19 protein-coding genes are annotated in these 26,318 nt (G+C 71.8%); 10 read left to right on the top strand and 9 right to left on the bottom strand.

Annotated features, from left to right (window positions below):
- Positions 1-70 precede the first annotated feature (70 nt).
- On the bottom strand, positions 71-2,350 hold the full coding sequence (locus PKE85_RS14770) for a TonB-dependent receptor (RefSeq protein ID WP_271205528.1): 2,280 nt from the start codon (positions 2,348-2,350) through the stop codon (positions 71-73).
- A 254-nt stretch (positions 2,351-2,604) separates the two neighbouring features.
- Here PKE85_RS14770 and PKE85_RS14765 point away from each other — a divergent pair, with 254 nt between their 5' ends.
- The 5 genes from PKE85_RS14765 (at position 2,605) to PKE85_RS14745 (ending at position 6,554) form a co-directional block, all read left to right on the top strand.
- Positions 2,605-3,021, top strand: coding sequence for a DoxX family protein (locus tag PKE85_RS14765; protein WP_271205527.1), 417 nt, complete (start codon positions 2,605-2,607; stop codon positions 3,019-3,021).
- Between the two features lie 4 nt (positions 3,022-3,025).
- The gene (locus PKE85_RS14760) at positions 3,026-3,913 is read left to right on the top strand and encodes a VOC family protein (RefSeq protein WP_271205526.1); all 888 of its coding nucleotides are present in this window, start codon (positions 3,026-3,028) and stop codon (positions 3,911-3,913) included.
- A gap of 18 nt (positions 3,914-3,931) precedes the next feature.
- Positions 3,932-4,936 carry a glutathione S-transferase family protein gene (locus tag PKE85_RS14755; protein ID WP_271205525.1) on the top strand — a complete coding sequence of 335 codons (1,005 nt, stop codon included), beginning with the start codon at positions 3,932-3,934 and terminating at the stop codon, positions 4,934-4,936.
- A complete protein-coding gene (locus PKE85_RS14750) occupies positions 4,933-5,547 on the top strand; it encodes an alpha/beta hydrolase (protein WP_271205524.1) in 615 nt (204 codons plus the stop codon). Before PKE85_RS14755 ends, PKE85_RS14750 begins: the two co-directional genes overlap by 4 nt.
- Before the next feature lie 92 nt (positions 5,548-5,639).
- Complete coding sequence (locus PKE85_RS14745; RefSeq protein ID WP_271205523.1) at positions 5,640-6,554, top strand: LysR family transcriptional regulator; 915 nt, start codon at positions 5,640-5,642, stop codon at positions 6,552-6,554.
- Between the two features lie 59 nt (positions 6,555-6,613).
- Here PKE85_RS14745 and PKE85_RS14740 read toward each other — a convergent pair whose 3' ends face one another.
- Together PKE85_RS14740 and PKE85_RS14735 are read right to left on the bottom strand one after the other, a co-directional pair.
- Positions 6,614-8,866, bottom strand: coding sequence for a xanthine dehydrogenase family protein molybdopterin-binding subunit (locus tag PKE85_RS14740; RefSeq protein WP_271205522.1), 2,253 nt, complete (start codon positions 8,864-8,866; stop codon positions 6,614-6,616).
- Positions 8,867-8,880: 14 nt separating this feature from the next.
- Positions 8,881-9,327, bottom strand: a complete 447-nt coding sequence (locus PKE85_RS14735) for a (2Fe-2S)-binding protein (RefSeq protein ID WP_271205521.1) — start codon at positions 9,325-9,327, stop codon at positions 8,881-8,883.
- Between the two features lie 177 nt (positions 9,328-9,504).
- Between PKE85_RS14735 and PKE85_RS14730 the strand changes: the two genes are divergently transcribed.
- The gene (locus PKE85_RS14730) at positions 9,505-10,452 is read left to right on the top strand and encodes a GlxA family transcriptional regulator (protein ID WP_271205520.1); all 948 of its coding nucleotides are present in this window, start codon (positions 9,505-9,507) and stop codon (positions 10,450-10,452) included.
- A gap of 27 nt (positions 10,453-10,479) precedes the next feature.
- Here the strand turns inward: PKE85_RS14730 and PKE85_RS14725 are convergent, their stop codons facing one another.
- A complete protein-coding gene (locus tag PKE85_RS14725; protein WP_271205519.1) occupies positions 10,480-10,971 on the bottom strand; it encodes an ureidoglycolate lyase in 492 nt (163 codons plus the stop codon).
- Positions 10,968-11,969: an allantoicase gene (alc, locus tag PKE85_RS14720; protein WP_271205518.1), complete on the bottom strand. Its 1,002-nt coding sequence runs from the start codon at positions 11,967-11,969 to the stop codon at positions 10,968-10,970. The genes PKE85_RS14725 and alc overlap by 4 nt, the downstream gene beginning before the upstream one ends.
- Before the next feature lie 137 nt (positions 11,970-12,106).
- On the opposite strand from alc, the gene puuE reads away from it, so the two are divergent.
- Complete coding sequence (gene puuE, locus PKE85_RS14715) at positions 12,107-13,027, top strand: allantoinase PuuE (protein WP_271205517.1); 921 nt, start codon at positions 12,107-12,109, stop codon at positions 13,025-13,027.
- Positions 13,028-13,131: 104 nt separating this feature from the next.
- On the top strand, positions 13,132-19,059 hold the full coding sequence (gene proA, locus PKE85_RS14710; RefSeq protein WP_271205516.1) for an anti-phage protein ProA: 5,928 nt from the start codon (positions 13,132-13,134) through the stop codon (positions 19,057-19,059).
- A 10-nt stretch (positions 19,060-19,069) separates the two neighbouring features.
- Here proA and PKE85_RS14705 read toward each other — a convergent pair whose 3' ends face one another.
- The 4 genes from PKE85_RS14705 to dapB form a co-directional block, all read right to left on the bottom strand.
- Complete coding sequence (locus PKE85_RS14705) at positions 19,070-20,578, bottom strand: aldehyde dehydrogenase (RefSeq protein ID WP_428981361.1); 1,509 nt, start codon at positions 20,576-20,578, stop codon at positions 19,070-19,072.
- 78 nt (positions 20,579-20,656) lie between these two features.
- Complete coding sequence (locus tag PKE85_RS14700; protein WP_271205515.1) at positions 20,657-21,688, bottom strand: TraB/GumN family protein; 1,032 nt, start codon at positions 21,686-21,688, stop codon at positions 20,657-20,659.
- A 122-nt stretch (positions 21,689-21,810) separates the two neighbouring features.
- Entirely contained in the window at positions 21,811-22,437 is a 627-nt protein-coding gene (locus PKE85_RS14695; protein ID WP_271205514.1) for a 2,3-bisphosphoglycerate-dependent phosphoglycerate mutase, read from the bottom strand.
- Between the two features lie 106 nt (positions 22,438-22,543).
- Positions 22,544-23,350 (bottom strand): 4-hydroxy-tetrahydrodipicolinate reductase, encoded by an 807-nt coding sequence (gene dapB, locus PKE85_RS14690; protein WP_271205513.1) that lies wholly within the window; start codon positions 23,348-23,350, stop codon positions 22,544-22,546.
- Positions 23,351-23,578: 228 nt separating this feature from the next.
- Here dapB and PKE85_RS14685 point away from each other — a divergent pair, with 228 nt between their 5' ends.
- On the top strand, positions 23,579-24,595 hold the full coding sequence (locus tag PKE85_RS14685) for a Fe(3+) ABC transporter substrate-binding protein (protein WP_271205512.1): 1,017 nt from the start codon (positions 23,579-23,581) through the stop codon (positions 24,593-24,595).
- Positions 24,596-24,608: 13 nt separating this feature from the next.
- Positions 24,609-26,276 (top strand): ABC transporter permease, encoded by a 1,668-nt coding sequence (locus PKE85_RS14680; protein ID WP_271205511.1) that lies wholly within the window; start codon positions 24,609-24,611, stop codon positions 26,274-26,276.
- Positions 26,277-26,318: the final 42 nt, after the last annotated feature.

Genomic DNA, 26,318 nt, shown 5'->3' with positions numbered 1-26,318 from the left:
AAGAAGAAGGGCGCGCCGGCGTTTCCACCGGCGCGCCCTTCGCAGGCGTTACGTCGCGTATGAGGCTGTGTCAGAAATCGACCGCAGCGGAGAGCATGAAGGTCCGTCCCGCCCCGGCGGCGAGGAAGCCGCGGGCCGACGACGACCAGTAGGCCTTGTTGAACACGTTCTGCACGTTGGCGCGGATGACCACCGGCTTGTCCAGCGGGCCGGTGAAGGCGTAGCGGGCGCCGAGATCGAACCGCGTCCAGTCTTTCACCCTCTGGGTGTTGGCCTGATCGTAATAGGTCTTACCGTTGTAGACTATACGGCTGGTGACGGTGAGCGCGCGGGCGAACCACGGCAGATCGTACTCGCCATAAAGGGTGACGGTCGTGCGGGCGACGCCGGGCACATCGTTGCCGTCAAACGTTCCGCTGACCGTCTTCTCCAGTTCGGGGTCGAGGAACGACACGCCGCCAAGCAGCCTGAGCCCTTCGATGGGCTCGCCCGCGACCGTCAGCTCCAGGCCGCGATTCACCTGGCGACCGTTGAGGCCGAACGTTCCCCGCGGGTCGTTGGCTCCAACAGGAGCTGGCGTGACGAAGCCGTTCGGCTGCCGGATCTCGAACAGGGCGGCGGTCATCAAGAACGAACCGAAGTCGTACTTGGCGCCGACCTCCCGCTGCTTGTTGACCACAGGCGGGTAGATCTGGCCGGCGTTGGTCACCGTCAGGGGCGTGCCCGACGCCGTCGGACCTTCGGTGAGCGCCTCCACATAGCTGGCGTAGACCGAGAAGTTCTCCGTCACGCGCGCCATGACGGCGACGGCGGGGCTGAAACGCTCGTCCTCATAATAGTAGTTGCGCTCCCCGACCACGCCACGATCCGGACGGGTGTTGAAGCCGCGCGACTTGATGTGCTGGTAGCGACCGCCCACCGTAAGTTGAACCCGATCCTCGACGACGGACAGCGTGTCGGAGACCGCGACGCTGGTAAGAAGCAGGTCCGCGAACAGCGGCAGATCATCCGAGCGAGGGAAGCCGCCGGTGTCCACCCGGCCGCCGGGCGCGCCGGACGGATGGTAGATGTTGGTCGGATAGGGTGCCGGTAGCACCACCGAGGCTGGCGCGAAACCGCCGCGATAGTTTTCGTTCAGCGCCTTGGAGGCGGACACGCTGAGTCTGTGGCCGAGGAACCCGGTCTGGAACTTGGATCGGACGCCGGCCTCGCCGGTGAAGCCCTGAATCTGCTGCGGCTGGATCGCAAGCGTCGCCGTCGCGTCGCCATCTCTGTTGAGAATGCGATAGGACGACGTCAGGAAGTCCTCACGGTAACGACTGGCGCCGGCCGCAGCGTAGACCGTCGTCTCAGGCAGAATATCGTATTCGACCCGAGCGGCGGCCATGTTGTAGGTGCTGTCGTGATACTCGAACGAATTGGCCGTGTTCTTGTTTTTCGGCGCACGAGGGATATCGAAGCCCGGCGCGGCCGCGTTGAACAGCGACGTGGGCGCTTCGAGATTCTGGGTCGAGTGGTTCAGGTCGAGCGAGGCGCGAAAGCGCTCGCCGCTGTAGTCCAGACCAAGCGCCGCGACGCCGACCTCAACCTCGTTCTTGTCGAGCGTGGTGTCGCCGTTGCGATAGGAGCCGTTGAAGCGGATGCCCCATTCCTTGTTGGCGCCGAAGCGGCGGCCGACGTCCACGTGCGTTCCGAACAGGGAGTCGCTGTTGAAGCTGGTCGTCACCCGCGTCAGCGGTTCGTCCGTGGCGCGCTTCGGGACCAGATTGATGGTGCCGCCGACGCGGCCGACGCCGCCGTTGAGAAAGGCGCTCGGCCCCTTCAGGATTTCGACCCGCTCGACGCCTTCGAGGAAATGCCGACGAGCGTTGGCGATGTAGAACAGGCCGTCATAGGCCACGTCCAGATTGGTGACCGAGAAGCCGCGGATCATGAAGGCGTCGCGTTCGCTGAAGGTCGGCGCGTCGTTGCGCACCGACGGATCGTTCTGCGCGACGTCGACGATAGAGCTCGCCTGCTGGTCGCGGATCAGCTTCTCGGTGTAGCCGGAGATGCTGAACGGCGTTTCGAGGATCGAGCGGTTGCCCAGCATGCCGAGCCGGGCGCCGGTGGCGACCTGGCCGCCCGCATAGGCCGCCGGCGGCTGGCCGAGCGTTCCCGTCGACGGCGCCCGGCGGCCCGATCCCGCGCCTTCGACGCGGATCTCGTCGAGCGCCACCGCGTCATGCGACTGCGCCACGCGCTGGACCTGAGCCTGTCCGTTCGCCGCCTGCCGGCGGGCCTCCTCGCTCTGGGCCACGGCCGGCGTCACGGCCAGAAGCGCCGTTCCCGCCACGGCCGCGCCGGTCATTCCAAGCCTCAGCGTCCCCATTCCACTCCCCTTCACGGCGCACTCCCCGATGATCGTCCGGAGAGTGAACGGGCGAGAGCGGGCGCCCCCTCATAAAAAATGGCGCTTCCGTGGCGAGAGCGGCGCTTCCGCGGGAGCCGCCCTCCATTGCTTCCATTCCGGAAGCGATGAGATCCTGTCGGACCGGCTAATCGCCCAAGCGGCGTTCGCGCATAGTCGCGTCATCGGAGTTCACCGCACACAAGGCGCCCGCCATGACCGACTATCGCACCGCCCCCTACGCCGCCCTCGTGCTGAGGCTCGCGCTCGGCGTCCTGTTCCTGGCCCATGCGGGCCTCAAGATCTTCGTCTTCACGCCGGCCGGCACGGCGGCCTTCTTCGGATCGCTCGGCCTGCCGGGCTGGCTCGCCTATGTGACGATCGCCTGGGAGCTTCTGGGCGCCGCCGCGCTGATCCTCGGCGTCTGGCCGCGTCTCGCCGCGCTTGCGCTGGTTCCCGTCCTGCTCGGCGCCATCTTCACCGTCCACGGCCCCGCGGGCTTCTTCTTCAACAACCCGAACGGCGGCTGGGAATTTCCCGCGTTCTGGATCGTCGGTCTCGTGGTTCTGGCGCTGATCGGCGACGGCGCCTTCGCGCTCAAGCGCAGCCCCATCGGCGATGACAGGGCCTGACGCCATGTCCGCTCCCGATCTCCTCGATCGAAGCTCCACCGCGGCCGGCGCGCCTGTCCCGCCGGCCGCGACGGGCCCCCGGCTCGCCATGGGCCGGGTCGCGCTGACCGTCAACGATCTCGACCGCGTCACGGCGTTCTACGAGCGGGCGGTGGGCCTCCACCTCCTGCGCCGGGACGCCGCGACGGCGGAGCTCGGCGCCGGCGACGCCGTGCTGCTCGAACTGAGACGCGACGCGGCCGCCCGGCGGCGCTCGCCGCGTGAAGCCGGCCTGTTCCACACCGCCTTCCTGCTGCCGTCGCGTCCGGCGCTCGCCCGCTGGGTCCAGCATGCGATCAGCGACGGAACGCCGGTGGTGGGCGCCTCGGACCACGGCGTCAGCGAGGCGCTCTATCTCGCGGACCCGGAGGGAAACGGCGTCGAAATCTACGCGGACCGGCCAGAATCCGAATGGAGGCGGCGCGACGGACGGGTGGAGATGCCGAGCGATCCGCTCGACCTCCCGGCTCTGCTGGCGCAGGCCGGCGGCGCGGCCTGGGCCGGCTTCCCCGAGGGCTCGACCGTCGGCCATGTGCATCTGCAGGTGGGCGCCATCGCTCCGGCGGAGGCGTTCTACGCCGGAACGCTCGGCCTCGACGTCACCTGCCGCTATCCGGGCGGCACGTTCTACGCGGCGGACGGCTACCACCATCACATCGCCACCAACATCTGGAACAGCCGCGGCGCGGCCGTCCGCTCTTACCCCTCGACGGGTCTCGCCGAGGTCGAGCTGCGGCTGGACGCCCCGCGGGCGGCCCTCATCCGCGAGCGGGCCGGCGTGACGGACGGCGCCGACGCCCCGTTCAGCCTGACCGACCCGTGGGGCACCTCGCTCGCGGTCATCGCGCGCTAAACACACAGGGAAGAAACCATGCTCGTCGACGGCAAATGGAGCGCGGACTGGCAGCCGGTGCAGGCCAGCGACGCGAAGGGCGGCTTCGTCCGGCAGGCGTCCGGCTTCCGGAGCTGGGTGACGCCCGACGGCGCCGCCGGCCCGAGCGGCGAGCCCGGCTTCACGGCGGAAGCCGGGCGCTATCATCTCTATGTGGCGCTCATCTGCCCCTGGGCGTCGCGGACGCTGATCGCCCGCAAGCTCAAGGGGCTGGAGACGGCGGTGTCGGTGTCGGTGGTGGAGCCGGCGCTGACCGATCAGGGCTGGCGCTTCGGCGACTATCCCGGCTCGGACCGGGACGCCGTCAACGGCGCCGCCTACCTGCACGAGCTCTACACCCGCGCGGACCCGCACTACACCGGACGGGCGACCGTGCCCGTGCTGTGGGACCGGAGCCGGGGCACGATCGTCAGCAACGAGTCGGCCGAGATCGTGCGCATGTTCAACTCCGGGTTCGGCGATCTGGCGAACGGCGCCGTCGACCTCTACCCGGAGCCGCTGCGCGCCGGGATCGACGCGCTCAACGCCCGCATCTACCCGCGCCTGAACAACGGCGTGTACCGGGCCGGCTTCGCGACGACGCAGGAGGCCTACGAAGACGCCTTCGCCGACGTGTTCGCCATGCTGGACGAGCTTGAGCAGCGGCTGTCGGGCGCCGGCCCCTTCCTGTTCGGCGCCGGCTTCACGGAAGCGGACATCCGCCTGTTCGTCACCCTCGTGCGCTTCGACGCGGCCTACCATGGCCTGTTCAAGTGCAACCTGCGCCGCCTCGCCGACTATCCGGCGCTGAGCGCCTATCTGAACCGGGTTCTCGACGTTCCGGGCGTGCGCGGCACGGTCAGCATCGACCACATCAAGCGCGGCTATTACTCCATCAAGGCGCTCAACCCGAACGGCATCGTCCCCGTCGGCCCCGACCTTCCCGGTCTCGCGCCGGTGGCGTCGCCCGCGGCGACCGCCGCCCAGGCGGAGACGCGCGCATGACCGCGCTGGTCATCCTCCTGCACGGCGTCGGAAGCCGGGGCGCGGATCTCGCCGGCCTCGCCGGCGCCCTCGGCCCGCGCCTGCCCGGCGCCGCGTTCGCAAGCCCGGACGCGCCTTTCGCCTTCGACCAGGGCGGCGCCGGACGGCAATGGTTCAGCGTGCGCGGCGTCACCGAGGCCAACCGCCCGGAGCGGGTTCGGGCTGCCCGGGCGGCGTTCGACCAGACGGTGCAGGGCCTCGTGGAGGGGCATGGTCTGGCGGGCTCCCTCCGGCGGGTGGCGCTGGTGGGGTTTTCGCAAGGCTCGATCATGGCGCTCGACGCGCTCGCCTCCGGCCGCTGGCCGGTCGGCGCGATCGTCGCCTTCTCCGGGCGCCTCGCGTCCCCGGAGCCGCTGACGCCCGCGCCGGAGACGCGCACGCTGCTGATCCACGGCGACGCCGATCCGGTGATGCCGGTCGGGGAGTCGGAAAAGGCCGAGACCGCCTTGCGCCGCGCGGGCGCGGACGTGCGCCGCCGCACGCTTCCCCGCCTCGGCCATGCGATCTCGCCGGAAGGCGCCGCGCTGGCGACCGACGTCCTCGCCGAGGCGCTGGCCGGCGCCGCGGCGTGACGCGCGGCCGGATGGCAGCCGGCTCCGTTTCCCGTAAGGACGAGGAGCCGGGCCGCTCGCCGCTCTGGCCCCTCCGCAGGACGCCGCAGCCCATGGACCGTCTCGACTGCGACCGCATGTTCGTCACCGTGGTGGACACGGGCAGCTTCGCCGCCGCCGCCCAACGGCTCGGCGTCAGCAGCGGCCAGGCCTCGAAGCTGGTCTCCCGGCTCGAGACGGACCTCGGCGTGCAGCTCCTCAAGCGCACCACCCGCGCGCTGGCGCCGACCGAGGTGGGGCAGGCCTATTACGAGCGCATGAAGACGCTGATCGAAGAGTTCGACAGCCTCGACGCCTCGGTGCGCAACGCGTCCGGCGCGCCGGCGGGGCGGCTGCGCGTCACCGCGCCGGTGTCGTTCGGCACGCTCCGCCTGACGCCGGAACTGCTGGACTTCGCGGCCGCCTTCCCGGACATCCAGCTCGACGTCAGCTTTTCCGACCGGGTGGTGAGCGTGGTCGACGAGGGCTTCGACGTCGCCATCCGCATCGGCCGGCCGCAGGACAGCAGCCTGATCGCCCGCAAGCTGTGCGACGCGCGGATCGTGGTGGTGGCGTCGCCCGACTACATCGCGCGCAAGGGGGCGCCGGCCTCGCCCGAAGCCCTCGCCGACCATGACTGCATCGTCGACACCAATTTCCGCGATCCGGGCCGGTGGACCTTCCGGCCGGCCGGGGCGCAGGAGCCGCGCGCGGTGACGGTCACGGGCCGGCTGAACTTCTCCAACGGCGAGACCTGCCTCGCCGCGGCGCAGGCCGGCCTCGGCGTCGCCCGCGCGCCGAGCTTCATCGCCGGTCCGCTGATCCGGGAGGGGCGGTTGAAGCGGCTGTTTCCGGACATGGAGGAGCCGCCGCTCGCCGTCCACGCGCTCTACCCGCCGGCGCGCCATCTGGCGCTGAAGGTCCGCGCGCTGGTCGACTTCCTCGCCCTGCGCTATCGCGGCGAACCGGAATGGGACCGCGGCTGGTGAGGCGTCACGCCGCCGCAGGAGATGCGGCGGCGTTTTCGGGGGCCCGCTCCGATCGGGCCTTACGCGCCCGACAGCTTGGTGTTGGCGATCGGCAGGCTGCGCACCCGCTGTCCGCTGAGCGCGGCCAGGGCGTTCGCGACCGCGGGCGGCACGCCCGGCAGGCCCGGTTCGCCGACGCCGCCCATGGGCTCGCCGCTCTCCACGATCGCCACGTGCACCTCCGGCATGTGGTCGCGGGCGAGGATGCGGTAGCCGTCGTAGTTCTTCGCCTGCCGCACGCCGTCCTTGTAGACCACCTGCTCGAACAGCGCGGAGGACAGGCCGAGCGCCGCCGCGGACTCCACCTGCGCCTTCACGATCGCCGGATTGACGATGGAGCCCGGGTCGATGGCGATCCAGAGCCGGTGCACCTTGGCTTCGCCGTCCACGAGCGACGCTTCCGCGATGGTGGCCGTCTCCGAGCCGAAGGGCGACGCCATGGCGACGCCGCGGGCGCGCTTGCCGCCCTCCGCGTCGTAAGGCCCGCGCTTCCAGCCGCCGGACAGCTCCGCCACCGCCTTCAGCAGGTTCAGGTGGCGCGGCTTGTCCTTCAGCAGCGCCATGCGCAGCTCGAACGGATCCTTCCCTCCGGCTTCGGCGATCTCGTCGAAGAAGCTCTCGTAGAAGAAGTCGTTCATGGAATGCCCGACCGACCGCCAGAAGGCGATGTTCACCGGATGGGCGATCTTCAGGAACTCCATCTTCCGGTTCGGGATGGCGTAGGGCTTCTCGACGATGCCCTCCACGGCGGAGGAGTCCACCGGCGTCTTCAGGATGGCGCCGAACCAGCGCGCGGTCGGGCCTTCGCCCACGGTCTTGACCTCGATCGCGGTGGGCTGGCCCGACGCGTCGAGCGCGGCGCGGAAGCGGCTGAAGCTCAGCGGCCGCACCGCGTCGTTCAGGAACTCCTCCTCCCGCGACCACAGCACCTTCACAGGCTTTCCGGTCGCCTTGGCCAGCAGGATCGCCTGCGGGTAGGGGTTCGCGGGCCCGTAGGCGAAGTGCCGGCCGAAGAAGCCGCCCAGCATGGGCGAGTGGATGATCACCTTCTCCGGCGCGAGATCGGCGACCTTGGCGGCGAGCGTCTGGAACAGCTCCGGCATCTGGTTCGGGACCCAGAGGTCCAGCGTCCCGTCGGGGTTGAAGCGCGCGATGCTCGACGGCGGCTCCAGCTGGGCGTGGGCGAGATAGGGCGCGTCGTACTCCGCCTCGATCACCTTGGCGGCCTTGGCGAAGGCGGCGTCGGCGTCGCCCTCGGTCTCGGACGGCAGGCCTTTGGCGGAGGCGGCCTTCAGCGTCGACAGCAGCCCCTCGGACGAGAAGCTGGACGACATGGCGTCGAGCCCGTCCTTGGGCGGCTCCGACCAGCGCGTCTTCAGCGCCTCGACCGCCTGCCGCGCCCGCCACCAGCTGTCGGCCGCGACCGCCACGGCGTTGGGCAGCCGGTGCACCGAATGCACGCCCGGCATGGCCTTGACCTCGGCCTCGTTGTCGAGCGCTTCAGGCTCCGTGCCGAACACCGGCGCATGGGTCACGGCGGCGTAGAGCATGCCCTCGACCTTCTGGTCGATGGCGTAGATCGCGCGGCCAGTGGACTTGTCGCGCACGTCGAGCCGGGCGAGCGGTTTGCGGATGTAGCGGAAGGTCGACGGATCGCGCAGCGCGACGTCCTCCTTCGGCTGCAGCAGCAGCGCCTCGGCGGCGAGTTCGCCATAGCCGAGCGAGCGGCCGGAAGCGGCGTGGACCACCTTGCCGTCCTCGGTGGAGAGCTCGCCGTCCTGCACCTTGAGCCGGGCGGCGGCGGCGCGGATCAGCATCTCGCGCGCCGTCGCGCCGAGACGGCGCATGGCGGCGTAGCTCGACCGGGTCGAGAAGCTGCCGCCCGTCATCCGCATGCCGTTGACCAGCGCGTAGTCGGGACCGGGCGGGGCGCACTCCACCTCGAAGCGCGCCGGATCGACGTCCAGCTCCTCGCCCACGATCTGGGCCATGGCGGTGTTGATGCCCTGCCCGCCCTCGACGAAGGCGCTGAGCAGCTTCACCGAACCGTCCGGACGGAGTTCGAGGAAGGCGGGCACCCGCGTGCCGGGCTTGGGCGCGATCGCCCCCGCCCCTTCGGCCTGGGCGAGCGCGCGGCGGCCCGGCAGGGCCACCGCGAGCACCAGAGCGCCGGCGGCCGCGCCAAGGAAGCCGCGCCGGGACAGGTTGGCGACGCCTTGGGCCGGCAGCAGCGGCGCGGCGGAGGCGACGTCGAGTGGGGACAGGTCGTTCATCGGACGCTCCCCGCTCAGGCCGCGGCGCGCCGGACGGCGCTCGCGATGTGGTTGTAGGTGCCGCAGCGGCAGAGGTTGGTCATCGCGTCGGCGATGTCCTGGTCGGTCGGCTGCGGGATCTCCTTGAGCAGCGCGGTCGCGGCCATCACCTGGCCGGACTGGCAGTAGCCGCATTGCGGGACCTGGGCCTCGACCCAGGCCTCCACCACCTTGCGGCCGACCTCGTCCTGCTCGATCGCCTCGATGGTGACGATCTTGGCCTCGCCGACGGCCTCGACCGGGAACTGGCAGGAGCGCATCGCGGCGCCGTCCACCCAGACGGTGCAGGCGCCGCACTGGGCGATGCCGCAGCCGTATTTCGTGCCGGTCAGTCCGAGCGTGTCGCGCAGCACCCACAGGAGAGGCGTGCCGGCCTCCACCTCCGCCTGACGCTTCTCGCCGTTGACGTCGATCTCGTACATGGCTCCCTCCATCTGAGGTTCAGATCGAAGGCGCGCCGGCGCCGGGAGAAGCGGCCTTCATCAAGGTCCGCCCATGCCGGCGTCCGCCATGGCTCCGCCTCCGTCGCCCTGGTTGACCGCCGCAGTTTAGAAGCGTAGCAAAATGACCCAAATGTCATTTTTCCGGCGTTTCCAGACATGACCCGCAGGATCGGCATCGTCATCTTTCCCGGCTTCCAGGCGCTCGACCTGGCGGTCGGGACCGTGTTCGAGCTCGCCAACGACGCCATGGGCATGCCGGCCTACGCCATCGAGATCGTCTCGGAGCGGGGCGGCCTGATCGCCAGCTCCTTCGGGGCGGCGGTGGACAGCCGGCCGTTCGGCGCGGCGGATTTCGACACGCTGTTCATCTGCGGAACCAGCGCCGTGTTCGAGGACTCCCCCGGCCTCGTCGCCTTCGTGCGCCACGCGGCGGCGGTCAGCCGCCGCGTGGCGGCCATCTGCACCGGGGCCTTCGTGGCGGCCGAGGCCGGCCTGCTGGACGGCCGGCGGGCGACCACGCACTGGGCCAAGGCGCGGGAGCTGCAGCGCCGCTTCCCCGCCGTCCGGGTGGAGGAGGACCGCATCTTCATCGAGGACCGCGGCGTCTGGACCTCGGCCGGCATGACCGCCTGCATCGACCTGGCCCTCGCCATCGTCGAGGCGGACCTCGGCCCGGACGTGGCGCGCGACATCGCCAGGCGCATGGTGATGTACCACCTCAGGACCGGCGGGCAGTCGCAGTATTCGGCGATGCTGGAGATGCGGCCGTCGTCGGACCGCATCCAGCGCGCGCTGGCCTTCGCGCGGGAGAACCTGCGGCTGGAGCTCACCGTCGAGCGGCTGGCGGAGGCCGCGAGCCTCAGCCCGCGCCAGTTCAGCCGGGCGTTCCGCGCGGAGACCGGGCAGTCGCCGGCCAAGGCGATCGAGACCCTGCGGGTGGAGGCGGCGCGGCGGCTGATCGAGGAGGGCCGCCTGCCCAACGACGCGATCGCGCGCGAAACGGGCTTCGCCGATCCCGACCGCATGCGGCGCGCCTTCCTGCGCACCATCGGCCAGCCGCCCCAGGCGGTGCGCCGCAGCGCCCGCTCGGCGGCGGCCGCCTGACTTAAGCTCCGGAACGCCGGCCCGCCGTCACAGCGCGATCGTGACGGCCTCGAAGAACGCCTCGTCCAGATTGGCGCCCGGCCCGTCCCGGTCCGCCACCAGGAAGTCCTGCCGCTCGCCGAGAACCAGCACGGGAAAGTGCCAGCAGCCGGGGCGGTAGTTGACGCCCTGTCGGCCGGTCGCGCGGAAGCAGCGCAGGGTCGCCGGGTCCGGCGCGGCGTCCCCTTCGCCGACCACCACCAGCCAGTCCCGGTCGGAGAGCGGCATGAAGGCCTGGCTGGCCAGCGGGTGGCGCTCCAGCATGTGGATCACCAGCGGAAGCGGGCGCGGCGTCGCCTCGAAGATCGACAGGATGACCCGGCCGTCCGGCCCCGGCTCCACGGCCGCCAGCGCGTGGCGGCGCAGCGCGTGGCCGCCGTTGACGACGCGGGTCTCGGCGCCCTCGGCCTCGATCACCTGGCCGAACGACGCGAAGGCGGCCCTGGTCAGCGGCTCGGGCCGCAGCGGGCGGACGCTCACGCCAGCCGGCCGAACAGGCGCAGGCGCGACACGCCGCCGTCGGGGAAGATGTTGAAGCGCACATGGCTCACCGGCCCGAGCGCTGCGAGGTCGGCGCCCGCGAAGCCGTGGATCGCGTCCGCCTCGAGCGCCTTCTCGCCCAGAAGCTGCGGCCAGAACATGGACTGGGCGACGAGCGCCTGCGGGGCCGCCTGCTCCACAAGCGCGGCCTGAAGCGAGCAGCGGTCCGGGAAATTGCCCTTGAAATGCGCGGTGTCGACCTCGATCCGCTCCACGATTCCGGGGGCGGCCAGCGCGACGATGATCCAGTCGTTGCCGGGTTCGCGCCGCCGGCGCGTCTCCCAGCCGTCGCCCATGTTGGTCCCGCGGCCCTCGGCCAGCAGGCGCAGCACGTCGCCGTAATGGGCGTCGTTGTAGGCGATGATCCGGCCGCCGTTCCTCGCCGCCGACAGCTCGACCTCGCCCGCCGTTTCGGCCTCGGTCCACGCCCGGACCGGCGCGCCATGGACCCGCAGCCGCGCGACGCCGCCGTCGGGGAAGATGGAGAGCTTGAGCCAGTTGACCGGCTCGGGATCGGAGACCGCGGCGTAGTGGTGGGCGCTCGGCCCGAGCGGCGTGGTGCGCACCAGCGGCCGCCAGCGGCCGGCGGGGTCGGGCGGCGTCTCGCTGAACAGGCCCTCCAGCATGGCGCCGGGCGGGTAATTGCCGGTGAAGTGGGAGGTGTCGATGTCGACGCCCTTCACCACGCCCGGCACGCCGAGCCGGATCAGCAGCCAGTCGTTGCCGCCGCCGCGCCGGCGGCGCGTCTCCCAGCCGTCCATCCACTTGCCGTGCTCGTCGAACACCCCCGGCAGGAACGTGGCCGGCTGGTCCTGCAGGATGCGGGCCTTGTCCGCGAAGAAGTCGTCCGACGCGGCCACCGCTTCGGAGCCCAGCAGGGGCGAGGCGAGGTTGACGTAGTCGTAGACGAAGTCGGGAACGGCGGGATCGCGATGCATCGGTTCGGTCTCGGAGGGGAACGGTCGCAGCCCCATCCGGCGCCCCGGCGCGGCGGTCCGTCAAGGTCCGGAGGGCGACGGCGCCGCGTGGAGGGGCGTAGCATGGCCGCAGCGCCTTAACGTCGAGGGATTCGCGCATGACCTCCGCAGCCGGCTCCTATCCCCGCGACATGATCGGCTACGGGCCGGACGCGCCGCGGCTCGTCTGGCCGGGCGGGGCCCGCGTCGCGGTGCAGTTCGTGCTGAACTACGAGGAGGGCGGCGAAAACGCCGTGCTGCACGGCGATCCGGCCTCGGAGACCTTCCTGTCCGAGATCGTCGGCGCCCTGCCCTATGTGGGCGCGCGGCACATGAGCATGGAGTCGCTCTACGAATACGGCTCACGGATCGGGGTGTGGCGCATCCTGTCGCTGTTCCGGGAGCGCGGCGTTCCCATCACCCTGTTCGCCGTCGCCATGGCGCTTCAGCGCAACCCGCGCGTGGCGGAGATCGCGCTCAAGGACGGCCACGAGATCTGCTCCCACGGCTACCGCTGGATCAACTATCACGGCGTGGCGGAGGACGTGGAGCGCGAGCACATGGCAAGGGCGATCGAGATCCAGACCCGGATCACGGGCGCGCGCCCGCTCGGCTGGTACACGGGCCGCACCAGCGAGAACACCCGCCGCCTCGTGGCGGAGGACGGCGGCTTCGTCTACGACGCCGACGACTACAGCGACGACCTGCCGTTCTGGAGCCGGGTCGCCGGCCGGCCGCATCTGGTCATGCCCTACACGCTCGACGCCAACGACATGCGTTTCGCCACGCCGCAGGGCTTCAACACCGGCGACGACTTCTTCCATTACCTGCGCGACAGCTTCGACGCGCTCTACGCGGAGGGCGCGGCCACCCCGCGGATGATGTCCATCGGCCTGCACTGCCGCCTGATCGGGCGCCCCGGCCGCATCGGCGCGCTGGCCCGCTTCGTCGACCACGTGCAGCGCCACGACCGCGTCTGGCTCGCCCGGCGCATCGACATCGCCCGCGCCTTCGTGGCGCAGGCGCCTCCGCCGGCCTGAGACCATCGGCCCTATGCGCCTTACGCGGATGCGATTGCGGTTGCTCAACCCAGACGCGCGCGCCTAGTTTTCGGCTTCGGTCGTGCACGAGGGGGAGCGCGTCGGTGTCGGACAATAAGGTTCAGATCGCGTGTTCGGCCGCCGAGAACATCGGCATGGCGTATCACCAGAACGCCGTCCCCCTCATACGCGAACTGGCGATCGCCAACGACGGCGAGACCGACCTGGAAGACGTCGCGATCGCCATCGCCAGCGAGCCCGCCGCCCTGTGTCCCACGACGATCCGCATCGAACGGATCGCCGCCAGCAGCCGCCACCACGTGACGACGCCCGACGTGCGGCTGGACGCCTCCGTGCTCGCGGCGGCGACCGAAGCCGCCCGCATGACGCTGACGATCACGGCGACGGCGGCGGGGACGGCGGTCGCCGAAAAGGCGCTCGACCTGAAGCTGCTGCCGCCGTCGCACTGGGGTGGCGTCGGCGCGCCCGAACTGCTCGCCGCCTTCGTGCGGCCGAACGATCCCGCCATCGACGTCGTCCTGAGCGACGCCGCGGCGAAGCTTTCCGCGGCGGGCCGGCAGACGGCGTTCGACGGCTACGCCGGCGGACGGAAGGCCCGCGTCTGGGAAATGGCCGAAGCCATCTGGGCGGCGGTGGCCGACCGGCGCGTGACCTATGTGCTTCCGCCCGCCAGTTTCGAGCGGTACGGCCAGAAGGTGCGCGGCCCGGGCGACATCCTCGACCGCCGGGTCGGCACCTGCCTCGACCTGACCGCCCTGCTGGCCGCGGCGCTGGAGCAGGCGGGCCTCAATCCGATTCTCGTGCTGACCAGGGGGCACGCCTTCGTCGGCCTCTGGCTCACGAAGGAGGAGCTGCCCTCCGTCGTCGTCGACGACATGCAGGCGCTCCGGAAGCGGCGCGATCTCGAGGAGCTGATCTTCATCGAGTCGACGCTGCTCACCAGCGATCCGCCGGCGACCTTCGCGCAGGCCGTGAAGAACGGCGCCGAGCAGGTGGACGACGACGCCGAGCGCGGGCTCGAGGTCGCGATCGACCTGAGGCGCGCCCGCCTGCGCGGCATCCGGCCGATGGACCTTCTGGACGGCGTCCAGCCCCAGATCGCGCCGACCCAGGTCGAGCCGCTGAAGCTCGCGCTCGAGGCGCCCCCGGTCTTCGTGGAGACCCTGGCGCCGGCGGAGGAGGCGCAGCGGTCCGGCGACCGGCTTGAGGTGTGGAAGCGCAAGCTGCTCGACCTGACGCTGCGCAACAAGCTGCTGAACTTCAAGCCCGGTAAGGCCGCGATCGAGCTGGAATGCGCCGACGTGGGCGCGCTGGAGGACGCGCTCTCCGGCGGCAAGGCGTTCAAGATTCTGCCCCGCACGGATGTTCTCGACGGCGGCGACGCCCGCGATCCCGACGTCTTCGCGCGCGAGCGCAACGAAGACGGACGCCGGCGCTACCTGATGGAGGCGCAGGCGCGGGGGGAGATCCACGCCACCCTGACCCCCGGCGAACTGGATGACCGGCTGCTCGAACTGTTCCGGCTGTCGCGCAACGCCTTCGAAGAGGGCGGCGCCAACGTCCTGTTCCTCTCGGTCGGCTCCCTGCGCTGGCGCCCCAAACGGGGCGGCGCGGCCGTCTGCCGGGCGCCGCTGCTGCTCATCCCGGCGGCGTTGACCCGCTCCAGCGTCCGGGCCGGCTTCCGCCTCGCCTTTCTCGACGAGGAGGCGCGGATCAACCCGACGCTGCTGGAGATGCTGAGCGCCGATTTCAACGTGCGCATGCCGGAGCTGGAAGGGGATCTGCCGGTCGACCAGGCGGGCATCGACGTGGAGCGGGTGTTCCGCATCGCCCGCGCCCATGTGCGCGACCGTGAGGGCTGGGAGGTCACCGACGGCGACGTGGCGCTGGCGGCGTTCTCCTTCACCAAGTTTCTGATGTGGAAGGATCTGGTCGATCGGGCCGACCTGCTGAAGCGCAGCCCGCTGGTCCGCCACCTGATCGACACGCCGACCCACTCCTACGGCGACGGCTGGCGCTTCCCGGAGCCGACCGATCTGGACCGGGACTTCGCTCCCGACCAGATCTTCGCGCCGCTTTCGGCGGACTCCTCCCAGCTCTCCGCGGTTCTGGCCGCCGCCGACGGCAAGGACTTCGTCCTGTTCGGACCGCCGGGCGCAGGCAAGAGCCAGACCATCGCGAACATGATCGCGCAGTGCCTCGCGAACGGAAAAACGGTGCTGTTCGTCTCGCAGAAGACGGCGGCGCTCGAGGTCGTGCAGCAGCGGCTGAAGGACATCGGGCTCGGCGAGTACTGCCTGGAGGTCCATTCCACCAAGGCGCAGAAATCCAGCGTCCTCGCGCAGTTGAAGACGGCCTGGCACGAACGCGCCGCCCCGGCGGTCGACGAGTGGCCGCAGGCCACGGCGGAGCTCGCGGCCCTGCGCGACGAACTGAACGGCCTCGTGCGCGCGCTGCACCGCAGACGCGAGAACGGGATGACCGCCTACGAAGCCTTCGGGCGGGCCATGCCGGGCGGGGCCGGGATCGCGCTGTCCTGGCCGTCGCATCACGACCACACGCCGCAGACGCTCGCCGCGCTGCGCTCCGCCTGCCGGGAGCTGCGCACCCTGCTCGAAGCGACCGGGCCGATCGCCGGCCATCCGCTCGAAGGCGTCGGACCGGCGGAATGGTCGCCGCTGTGGCGGACGGAGATGACCCGCGCCATGGACGCGCTCGCCGAGGTCCTGCCGCGTCTCGCGGCCTCCGCGCGCGCCTATGCGCAGGCGTCCGGCCTCGAGCGGCTGAACGGCGCCCAGGCCGCGATGCGGGGCCTCGTGGTGCTCGGCGCGCTCCTGTCCCGGCCGGAGGCCCGGGACGGCGTGAAGCTGCTCGGCCCCGACGCCCAGGACATCAAGGAGGCGATCGAGGCGCGGCGGCGCTATCACGACGGCGTCGAAGACCGCATGGCGCGCGTCAGCGTGCCCTACCGGCCGGCGGCGTTCGAGCTCGATCTGGTCGCGCTGCAGAACGAATGGGCGCAGGCGCAAGCGTCGAACTTCCTGCTGCGCGGCTCCCGCATCGCCAAGGTCCGCCTCAAGCTCGAGCCCTACGCGGAGGGGCCGGCGCCCGAGAACCTCGGACCCGACATCGCGGCGCTGATCGAGACGAGGCGCTTCCTCCGGGCCGGCGCGGCGGGCGCGGAGCGGCTCGCGGTCTTCTCCAACCGGCTGGCGGATGCGGAGACGCCCGCGAGCGACTTCGCCCCCGCGATCGCGTGGGCCGAGAAGCTGCGGGACGTGCTCAAGGCGGTGGCGGTTCATTTCGGCGGCTATGAATCCGCGCGGGAGGCCGTCGCCGCCGCCGCGGTCCGGCTCGCCGCCGATCCCACGGCCTCCGCGCTCTACGAGACGTTCAAGGCGGACTGGATGCGGACGTCGGAGACCTCCGCGGCGCTGGGCGAGCTCGCGGCGCGGCCCGCCGCCGCGCCGCTTGCGGGCGGCGGCGACTGGATCGAAGGCGCGCTCGCCGTTCTCGGGCGGTGGACCTCCGGTCTGCACCGCGCCGACAAATGGTGCGCGTGGCGCCGGCGCGCGGCGCAGGCGGCCGAGCTGGGACTCGGCCCGCTGGTGGATGCGCTCGAGAGCGGCGCCATCGGCCCGCGCGGGATCGAGGAGGCGTTCGAGAGCGCCTATGCGCGCTGGTGGACCGACCATGTGGTCACGGAGGACCCGGTGCTGCGCGGCTTCATGGTGGAGCGGCACGAGGACGCCATCCGCCGCTTCCAGGCGGCCGACCTGCGGGTCGCGCACCTGTCCAAGGCGGTGGTGCGCCGGCGGCTGGGGGGCGGCGTCCCGGCCCCGAGCGCCTTCGGATCGGACCCGGAATGGGGCGCGCTCGCCCGCGAGCTCGCGTCCCAGAAGGGCGCGCGGCGGGGCCGGCTGCGCCAGCTGTTCGCGAAGATGCCGAACGCGCTCACCCGCCTCACGCCCTGCGTCATGATGAGCCCGCTCTCGATCGCCCAGTATCTGCCCGCGGAGCGCGACCCGTTCGACGTGGTGATCTTCGACGAGGCCTCGCAGATCTCCCCCTGGGACGCGATCGGCGCCATCGCGCGCGGCCGGCAGGCGGTCATCGTCGGCGACCCGCAGCAGCTTCCGCCGACCAATGTGGGCGACCGGGGCGTGGACGACATCGAGGACGGATCGGACGTCGCCGACCAGGAGTCCATCCTCGACGAATGCCTCGCCGCCAACGTGCCCAAACGGCGGCTGGACTGGCACTATCGCAGCCGGCACGAAAGCCTGATCGCCTTCTCGAACGCCCACTACTACGACGGCCGGCTGGTGACCTTTCCTTCGCCGGTCACCGAGGATCGCGCGGTGCGGCTGATCCATGTGCCCGACGGCGTCTACGAGCGCGGCAAGGCGCGGGTGAACCGGCAGGAGGCGCGCCGGCTCGTCGCGGACGTCGTCGCGACGCTGAAGGATCCGTCTTTCGCCGCCCGGCGGCGCTCGCTCGGCGTCGTCACCTTCAACGGCGAGCAGCAGCGGCTGATCGAGACTCTCCTGGACGAGGCCCGGCGCGCCGACCCGGAGCTGGAGCGGTTCTTCGACCGGACCCAGTGGCGCGAGCCGGTGTTCGTGAAGAACCTTGAGAACGTGCAGGGCGACGAGCGCGACATCATCGTGTTCTCGATCGCCGTAGGGCGCGACCCGGCCGGAAGGGTCTCCTCCACCGTCTCGTCCCTCAACAAGGAGGGCGGCCATCGCCGGCTGAACGTCGCCATCACCCGCGCGCGGGAGGCCCTGCTGGTCTACGCCTCCATCCGGCCGGAGGAGATCGACCTCGGGACCTCCGGCGCCCGCGGCGTGCGCGACTTCAAACATTTCCTCGAATTCGCCGACCGGGGCGCCCGGGCGATCGCGGAGGCCTTCGCGCCCACCGGCGGCGAGACCGAATCGCCGTTCGAGGCCGCGGTTCAGACCGCCCTGGAGGCCCGGGGCTGGACCGCGCACCCCCAGGTCGGCGTGTCCGGCTTCCGGATCGACCTTGGCGTGGTGCATCCCGACAAGCCGGGGCTTTATCTGGCGGGCGTCGAATGCGACGGCGCGACCTATCACTCGTCCGCCACCGCCCGGGACCGGGACCGGCTGCGCGAAATGGTGCTCACGAGCCTCGGCTGGCGCATCCGCCGGGTCTGGAGCCGGGACTGGTGGTCGAACGCCCCGGAGGCCCTCGACGTTCTGGACGCCCGGCTCCGCGCCGATCTCGAAGCCGATCGGGCCAACGCCGCAGGCGAGGCGGAGACGTCCCAGACGCCCGATCCGCTGCTGGACGCCGCGGACGACGCCTCCGCGCACGAACCGCCGGCCGATCCCGGTTCGGACGCCTCCGAGGCCGTCCCGGCCCCATCGGACGACGCGCCGCCCGAGGAAGTCGATCCGGCCCGTGACGACGCCGGTCCCGCCGTCCTCTATGCGGAACGGAGCGTGCCGGCCCCTGCCGAGCGTCCCGACCCCGAGCCGGAGCGGGCCGAGGCCCCAGCGCCTGTGGTCGCGCTCGACGCCGCCCGGTTCTACGACCCGGACTATCAGGAGACGCTGCGGGCCTTCGTCCGTCAGGCGCTGGCGGCGGAGGCCCCGCTCTATGACGACGTGCTCGTGCGTCTCGTCGCCCGGGCGCACGGGTTCGGCCGCACCGGCAGCCGCATCCGCGACGCGGTGCTGGCGGCGATCTCCGCCGACCATGCGCAGGTGGAGGAAGGCGAGCGCCGCGTCGTCTGGCCGGAGGCGCGCGCGCCGGCGGAGATCATCGCCTATCGGGGGGCGGCGGGCGAGGCCCGCAACCACGGGGACATTCCGCTGTGCGAGCTCGCGGGGCTGGCGCGGGAGATCCGGGACGGAAGCTGGGGCGGCGATCTCGTCCGCCAGATCGCCGCCCGGTTCGAGCTCACCCGCCTCGAAGCCTCCACCCGCGCCCGATTCGAGCAGGCGATCCGGCTGGCGCAGGAGGCGCCGCGCCCGGACTGAGCCTGCGCCGTCAGCGCAGGCGGAGCCAGCTCGTCTTCAGCTCGGTGTATTTGTCGAAGGCGTGCAGCGACTTGTCCCGGCCGATGCCGGACTGCTTGTAGCCGCCGAACGGCACGGTGATGTCGTCGTCGTCGTAGCAGTTCATGTAGACGACGCCGGCCCGCAAGGCTTTCGCCACCCGGTTCACGGTGTTGACGTTGTCGCTCCACACCGCGGCGGCGAGGCCGTAGACGCTGTCGTTGGCCACGGCGACCGCCTCGTCGGCGCTCCCCACCTCGATCACCGACAGCACCGGACCGAAGATCTCCTCGCGGGCGATGGACATGGCGTTGTCGACCCGGTCGAACACGGTCGGCTCCACATAGCTGCCGCCGCTGTCGGCCCGCGCCCGGCCGCCGCCGGCCACCAGCCGGGCGCCTTCCGCGCGCCCCGCCTCGATCCGGCCCAGCACCCGCGCCGTGTGCTCCGCGTCCACCAGCGCGCCCATGCGGGTGGAGGCCTGCAGCGGGTCGCCGGGGCGGTAGTCGTCGAGCCGGGCGAGGATGCGCTCCAGCACCTTGTCCTTCACCGCGCGATGCACCAGAAGCCGGGAGCCCGCGGTGCACATCTCGCCCTGGTTGAAGAAGATCGCGCCCGCGGCGGAGGCCGCCGCCGCGTCCAGATCGCCGCAGTCGTCCAGGATGATGTGGGCGGACTTGCCGCCGCATTCGAGGCCGACCGTCTTCAGGTTGCTCCGCCCCGAATACTGCATGAAGTACTTGCCGACCTCGGTGGAGCCGGTGAAGAACACGCCGTCCACGTCCATGTGCAGGCCGAGCGCCTGCCCGGCGTCGGCGCCGAGCCCCGGAACCACGTTCAGCACGCCGTCGGGAATCCCCGCCTCCTGCGCCAGCGCGGCGAGGCGGATCGCGGTCAGGCTGGATTGCTCCGCCGGCTTCAGGATCACCGAATTGCCGGCGGCGAGCGCGGGCGCGATCTTCCACGCCGCCATGATCATGGGGAAGTTCCACGGCACCACGCAGGCCACGACGCCCAGCGGCTCGCGGGTGATGGTGGCGAGCACGTCGTCGCCGGTCGGCGCCACCTCGCCATAGACCTTGTCGATCGCCTCGGCGAACCACTGCAGGCAGCGCGCGGTGGCGGGCACGTCCACCGCGAGGCTGTCGGCGATGGGCTTGCCCATGTCGAGCGTCTCGAGCAGGGCCAGTTCGTCCCTGCGCTCCAGCACCAGCCGGGCGAAGGCGGCGAGCGTCGCCTTGCGCTCGGCCGGCGCGCGACGGCTCCAGCGGCCGTCCGCGAACGCCGCGCGGGCGGAGGCGACCGCCGCGTCCACGTCCGCCGCCTTGCAGGCGGAAACCTCCGCCAGCTTCCGGCCGTCGACGGGGCTGATGGCGGCGAAGGTCGCGCCGTCCGCGGCTCCGCGATAGGCGCCGTCGATGAAGGCGCGACCCTCCAGCGGCTTGTCGGTCAGCGCGCGGGCGCGGGGACCCCAGTCGGCGGTCTCGGGAGATGAGGTCACGGGTCAGGGCTCCGGATCAGAAAGCTGTGTCCGCCGGCATTCTAGCGGGCGGAGCCGGGGGCGAAAGAGCGCCCAGCCTCACCAGATGCGCGTCACCGTGTAGCCGCTGCGGCGCACCAGCTCCACCAGCCCCTGCGGTCCCGGCAGGTGCAGCGCCCCGACCGCAAGGAAGGCCGCGCCCCGCTCCAGCAACGGTTTCGCCCGGTCCAGCATGGCGGCGTTGCGGCGGGTGATGAAGGCCGACAGGAAATCGGCGTAGCCATCGGCGTCGAACAGCCCGGCCCAGGCGGGGCCGCGCATGGCGAGCAGGTAGCCGACGCGGCGGCTGCGGTAGAGCCCGGAGATGGTGCTCTCCACGTCCTCGGGCCGCAGGTTGGCGTCGGCGGCGTCCTTGAGCATGCGCAGCGCCACCGCGTCCGGCACCGAGGCCAGCGCCGCCACCTGCTCGGCGGGCGTTTCCAGACCGACGATCCGTGCGCCCTGCTCCTGGGCCAGCCGCTCGATGCGCGCGTCCGCCGTCTCGGGATCGGCGCGGTCGCCATGGCCGGCGCAGCGGGAGCGGGACAGCGCCAGCGCCAGATACCAGGGCTGCATCTGGTCGGCGATGGCGGCGGACAGGCCGAGCGCCGCCACGCGCCGCTCCACCCGCTCGCGGGTGTCCGCCGGCAGCAGCTCGAGCGCGCCCCCGCCCGGCCGGTAGGAGCGGTCGGCGACGAGGCGCCTCAGCTGCTGGGCGACGCGCGTGGTGCTGGCGCCTGGCAGCTCGATGGCGACCACCCGGGAGCGGGCGAGCGCCCGCGTCACCAGCGCGCCGAAATCCTTCGCCTCCGCGTCGCTCGAATGCATGGTCCCGAACAGGTAGGAGACGCCGCCGCCGCGCCGCTCCACCCGCCACAGCAGGCCTTGCCCGTTGGCGACGCCGCGGGCCGCGGTCTCGAACCGCGCGAAGCCGGCGGGGTCGCTCGCCTGCAGCGCCTGAACCAGATCGACGCCGGCGCACGGGGGCGTTCCGGCGTCCGCCGCCTCGGCCGTCATCGCGGCCGGAGGCGCGCCGTCAGCCGCATGGCCGGGGGAGGAGACGAGGCCGAACAGCGCCGACGCCACGATCACCTGTGACGTGAGCCATTTTCGACCAGAAGCCAAAGCCGCCGCCGAGCCCATAACGGAGCAGCTTGCGGCCGATCCGCCAAAAGGCCAACGGCTTTATCGCCGCGGGCGGATGAGGTCGCGGATCAGGCGGAGGCGGCGAGGTCCCGGACCGCGGAGACGGTGGCGTCCGCCTCCAGGTCGTAGACGATGGGCGCGCCGGTGTGGAGCTCCCGCTTCAGCAGCGTCTCGGGCGTCAGGCCCTCCAGCACCATGATCAGCGCGCGCAGCGAATTGCCGTGGGCGGTGACCAGCGTCTGCTCGCCGCGCAGCGCCCGCGGCAGGATCTCCTGCACGTAATAGGGCAGCACGCGGGCGACGGTGTCCTTCAGGCTTTCGCCGCCGGGCGGCGGCACGTCGTAGGAGCGGCGCCACAGCAGCACCTGATCCTCGCCGAAGCTCTTGCGGGCCTCGTCCTTGTTCAGGCCGGTGAGGTCGCCGTAGTCGCGCTCGTTGAGCGCCTCGTGCTCGATCGTCTCGACGCCGGACTGTCCCAGTTCGGCCAGCAGGAGCTGGCCGGTGCGCTGGGCGCGCCGCAGCCTGGAGGTGAAGGCGACGTCGAAGCGCAGCCCTTCCGCCTTCAGCCGCCGGCCCGCGGCCTTCGCCTCTTCGACGCCGCGTTCGGTAAGGTCGGGATCCTTCCAGCCTGTGAACAGGTTCTTCAGGTTCCACTCGCTCTGGCCATGACGGACGAGGACGAGACGACGTTGCATGCGACAGCGCTCCGCGGAGGTCGTTCTGGTCGGCGGGCCGCCTGCGAGCGGCCGCCGGGATGCTTAGCCCAGACGGCCGGTCATTGCACGAAGCTTTACGCCGCTTTCAGCCTTCGTGAAGACCGAGCACGTCCGCCATGCCGTAATGGCCCGGCTTGCGGCGGAAGCCCCACAGCGCGGCCTTCACCGCCCCGCGGGCGAAGATCATGCGGTCCTCCGCGCGGTGGCTCAGCTCAACCCGCTCGCCGGCGCCGGCCAGGATGACGGTGTGGTCGCCCACCACCGAGCCGCCCCGCAGCGTGGCGAAGCCGATCGCGCCTTCGGCGCGCGGGCCGGTGTGGCCGTCGCGCACCCGCACCGACTGCTCCGCGAGCGAGACGTCGCGCCCTTCGGCGGCGGCCTGGCCCAGCAGCAGCGCGGTGCCGGAGGGGGCGTCCACCTTGGCGCGGTGGTGCATCTCCAGAATCTCGATGTCCCAGTCGGGGCCGAGCGCCTTCGCCGCCTGCCGCACCAGCGCCGCCAGCAGGTTGACGCCGAGGCTCATGTTGCCGGAGCGGATGACGACCGCATGCCGGGCCGCGGCCTCGATCGCCGCCACATGGGCGGACGCGAAGCCGGTGGTGCCGATGACGTGGACGATGCGGGCCTGCGCCGCGAGCTCCGCCAGCGCCACGGTCGCGTCCGGCGCGGTGAAGTCGAGCAGGCCGTCGGCGGCGGCGACCAGCGGCAGCGCGTCGTCCGTGACGGCCACGCCGAGCGGCCCTGCGCCCGCAAGCTCGCCCGCGTCCCGGCCGAGATGCTCGGAGCCCGGACGCTCCAGCGCGCCGGCGAGTTCCGCGCCCTCGGTTTCGGCGACGGCGCGGATCAGCGCGCGGCCCATGCGGCCCGAGGCTCCGGCGACGATCAGGCGCATTGGCGGCAGGCTCCTTAAGCGGTCGGTCGCGGGGCCTATAGCACGCTGTCGGCTGAGCGCGCGAGCGGGCGCGCCGAGGTTCGCTCTGGAGTCGTTCCAGACCTTTGACTTCTAAGTTATTCCCGCGGCGGCCCGGCGTCGTTGACGGCCCGAGAGGCCAAGATTACCGCAGAGGACAAGGCGCTGTGCGCGAAGGGCGCGCTCCACGTCTTTCCGGGAAGCCACGCCATGTCGACCGTCCGCTTCATCGCCTGCGTCGCCGCGCTCGTCGCGGGAGGCTCCGCCTCCGCCGCCGAACTCAACCTCTACACCACCCGCGAGCCGGGGCTGATGCAGCCGCTGCTCGACGCCTACACCACCGCGACCGGAACCAAGGTCAACGCCATCTTCATCAAGGACGGCCTCGCCGAGCGGGTGGCCGCCGAAGGCGCGAACGCGCCGGCCGACGTGCTGATGACGGTGGACTTCGGCCGCCTGATCGACCTGTCGGACAAGGGCCTGACCCAGAAGGTGGCGTCCAAGACGCTGGAGGCGGCGGTGCCGGCCCAGTTCCGCGATCCCGACGGCCAGTGGTTCGGCCTCTCCGCCCGCGCCCGCGTCGCCTATGTGTCGAAGGAGCGGCTCGGCGATCTGAAGGCGCTGACCTATGAGGAGCTGGCGGACCCGAAATACAAGGGCAAGGTCTGCATCCGCTCCGGCCAGCACCCGTACAACACCTCGCTGATCGCGGCCGTCATCACCCGCGACGGCCCCGAGGCGGCCAAGACCTGGCTCACCGGCCTCAAGGCCAATCTGGCCCAGAAGCCCGCCGGCGGCGACCGCGACGGCGCGCGCGACATTCTCGCGGGCGTCTGCGACGTCGCCATCGGCAACTCCTACTACGTGGGCCTGATGCTGTCGGGCAAAGGCGGCGCGGAGCAGAAGAAGTGGGCCGAAGCCGTCAACGTGGTGCTGCCCACCTTCGCCAAGGGCGGCACCCATGTGAACGTGTCCGGCGCCGCGGTGGCCAAGAACGCGCCCAACCGTGACGAGGCGGTGAGGTTCCTGGAGTTCCTCGTCTCCGACGAGGCGCAGGGCGTGTTCGCGCAGGCGAATTACGAGTACCCGATCAAGGCGGGCGCGCCGGTCGACCCGATCCTCGCCGACTTCGGGGCGCTGAAGGCCGACTCTACCCCGCTCGTCGAGATTGCGAAGAACCGCAAGGCGGCCTCGGCGCTGGTGGATCAGGTCGGCTTCGACAACTGAGCGCCGCCAGCCCGTGACGCGGGAAGCCGCCGTTCCGGTCGCGCCGCCGCCGCGTCCGGGCCGGGGCTGGCTCGCCGCCAGCCTCGCGGTGGCGCTGCTGGCGCTCGCCCCGGTGGCGGGCCTCGTCGGGCTCGCGTCGCGGGGCTCGGGCGATCTCTGGCCGCATCTCGCGGCCTATGTGCTGCCGCGGGCGCTGCTCGACACCGTGCTGCTGCTTATGGGCGTGGGCGTGGTCGCCTCCGCGATCGGCGTCGGCGCGGCGTGGCTCGTGACCGCCTACCGCTTTCCCGGCCGGGGCCTGTTCGACTGGCTGCTGCTGCTGCCGCTCGCCATGCCCACCTACATCGCGGCCTACGCCTATCTCGACCTGCTGCACCCGATCGGACCGGTGCAGGCCACGCTGCGCGGCCTGTTCGGGATCGCCCGGCCGCAGGACCTGTGGTTCCCGGACATCCGTTCGCTCGGCGGCTGCGCGGCGCTGCTCGGGCTGGTGCTCTACCCATATGTCTACCTCACCACGCGGGCGCTGTTCCTGACGCAGTCCGCCAACATGCTGGAGGCGGCGCGCACGCTGGGCGCCGGCGGGGTGCGCGCCTTCGGGACCGTGGCGCTGCCGCTCGCCCGCCCCGCCATCGCCGTCGGCGTCTCGCTCGCGCTGATGGAGGCGCTGAACGACATCGGCGCCGCCGAGTTCCTGGGCGTGCGCACGCTCACCGTCTCGATCTACTCCACCTGGGTGAACCGTTCGAGCGTGGAGGGCGCGGCGCAGATCGCGCTCGCCATGCTGGCGATCGTGCTGGCGCTGGTCTTCGTCGAGCGGTTCGCACGCCGCCGCCACGGGATCGCCGCCGCCGCCAACGCGCCCCGGCGGGCGAGCGCCCGGACGCCGGGCGGCTTCGGCCAGACGCTGTGCGTCCTCGCCTGCGCCCTGCCCATCCTGCTCGGTTTCGGCGCGCCGGCCGCCTATCTCGCCGTCGCCGCCCTCGAGCGCGTGGCCGAATTCGGCCTGCCGCCGCAGCTCGGCCGGGAGATCTGGAACTCCACGGCCTTCGCGGGCGCCGCCACCCTGCTCGCGGTGACGCTGGGCTTCCTGGTCGCCTACGCCGCGCGCATGACCCGCGAAGCGCCCATGGCCCGGGTCGCGCTCCGGGCGGCGAGCGTGGGCTACGCCATGCCCGGCGCGGTGCTGGCGGTCGGGCTGCTGACCCCGCTCGCGGCCTTCGACAACGCGGTGGACGGCGTGATGCGGCAGGCCTTCGGCGTCTCCACCGGCCTGCTGCTCTCCGGCGCCGGCGCGGCGCTGGTCTACGCCTATGTGGTCCGCTTCCTGGCGATCCCGATCGGCGCGGCGGAGGCGGGCCTCGCCCGCATCCCGCTCACGCTCGACCACGCCGCCCGCAGCCTCGGCGCGGGGCCGTCGGGCCTTGCGCGCAGCGTCCACCTGCCGCTCGCGGCGCCCGCCGTCGGGGCGGCGGCGCTGCTGGTGTTCGTGGACGCCATGAAGGAGCTGCCGGCGACGCTGCTGCTGCGCCCGCTCAACGTCGAGACGCTCGCCACCCATGTCTATGGCGAGGCCGCGAGGGGAACCTACGAGAGCGGGGCCGTGGCCGCGCTCGCCATCGTGCTGTGCGGCCTGCCGCCGGTGGCGCTCATCGCCCGCGCCAGCCTGCGCCGGGGCTGACGGCCTCATCCCATCGGCCAAGGCCGCGACGTTCTGTCGCTA

Origin of the sequence: Methylopila jiangsuensis, from assembly GCF_027922305.1 — a bacterium.
GTDB classification, from domain to species: domain Bacteria; phylum Pseudomonadota; class Alphaproteobacteria; order Rhizobiales; family Methylopilaceae; genus Methylopila; species Methylopila jiangsuensis.
Note: the sequence above shows the minus strand (reverse complement) of the source record. Positions and strands in the feature narration are given on the sequence as shown.

Excerpts from the sequence above, each read along its gene's own strand:
- PKE85_RS14770 (WP_271205528.1), bottom strand. The coding sequence starts at position 2,350 with ATGACCGGCGCGGCCGTGGCGGGAACGGCGCTTCTGGCCGTGACGCCG.
- PKE85_RS14765 (WP_271205527.1), top strand. The coding sequence starts at position 2,605 with ATGACCGACTATCGCACCGCCCCCTACGCCGCCCTCGTGCTGAGGCTC.
- PKE85_RS14760 (WP_271205526.1), top strand. The coding sequence starts at position 3,026 with ATGTCCGCTCCCGATCTCCTCGATCGAAGCTCCACCGCGGCCGGCGCG.
- PKE85_RS14755 (WP_271205525.1), top strand. The coding sequence starts at position 3,932 with ATGCTCGTCGACGGCAAATGGAGCGCGGACTGGCAGCCGGTGCAGGCC.
- PKE85_RS14750 (WP_271205524.1), top strand. The coding sequence starts at position 4,933 with ATGACCGCGCTGGTCATCCTCCTGCACGGCGTCGGAAGCCGGGGCGCG.
- PKE85_RS14745 (WP_271205523.1), top strand. The coding sequence starts at position 5,640 with ATGGACCGTCTCGACTGCGACCGCATGTTCGTCACCGTGGTGGACACG.
- PKE85_RS14740 (WP_271205522.1), bottom strand. The coding sequence starts at position 8,866 with ATGAACGACCTGTCCCCACTCGACGTCGCCTCCGCCGCGCCGCTGCTG.
- PKE85_RS14735 (WP_271205521.1), bottom strand. The coding sequence starts at position 9,327 with ATGTACGAGATCGACGTCAACGGCGAGAAGCGTCAGGCGGAGGTGGAG.
- PKE85_RS14730 (WP_271205520.1), top strand. The coding sequence starts at position 9,505 with ATGACCCGCAGGATCGGCATCGTCATCTTTCCCGGCTTCCAGGCGCTC.
- alc (WP_271205518.1), bottom strand. The coding sequence starts at position 11,969 with ATGCATCGCGATCCCGCCGTTCCCGACTTCGTCTACGACTACGTCAAC.
- puuE (WP_271205517.1), top strand. The coding sequence starts at position 12,107 with ATGACCTCCGCAGCCGGCTCCTATCCCCGCGACATGATCGGCTACGGG.
- PKE85_RS14695 (WP_271205514.1), bottom strand. The coding sequence starts at position 22,437 with ATGCAACGTCGTCTCGTCCTCGTCCGTCATGGCCAGAGCGAGTGGAAC.
- dapB (WP_271205513.1), bottom strand. The coding sequence starts at position 23,350 with ATGCGCCTGATCGTCGCCGGAGCCTCGGGCCGCATGGGCCGCGCGCTG.
- PKE85_RS14685 (WP_271205512.1), top strand. The coding sequence starts at position 23,579 with ATGTCGACCGTCCGCTTCATCGCCTGCGTCGCCGCGCTCGTCGCGGGA.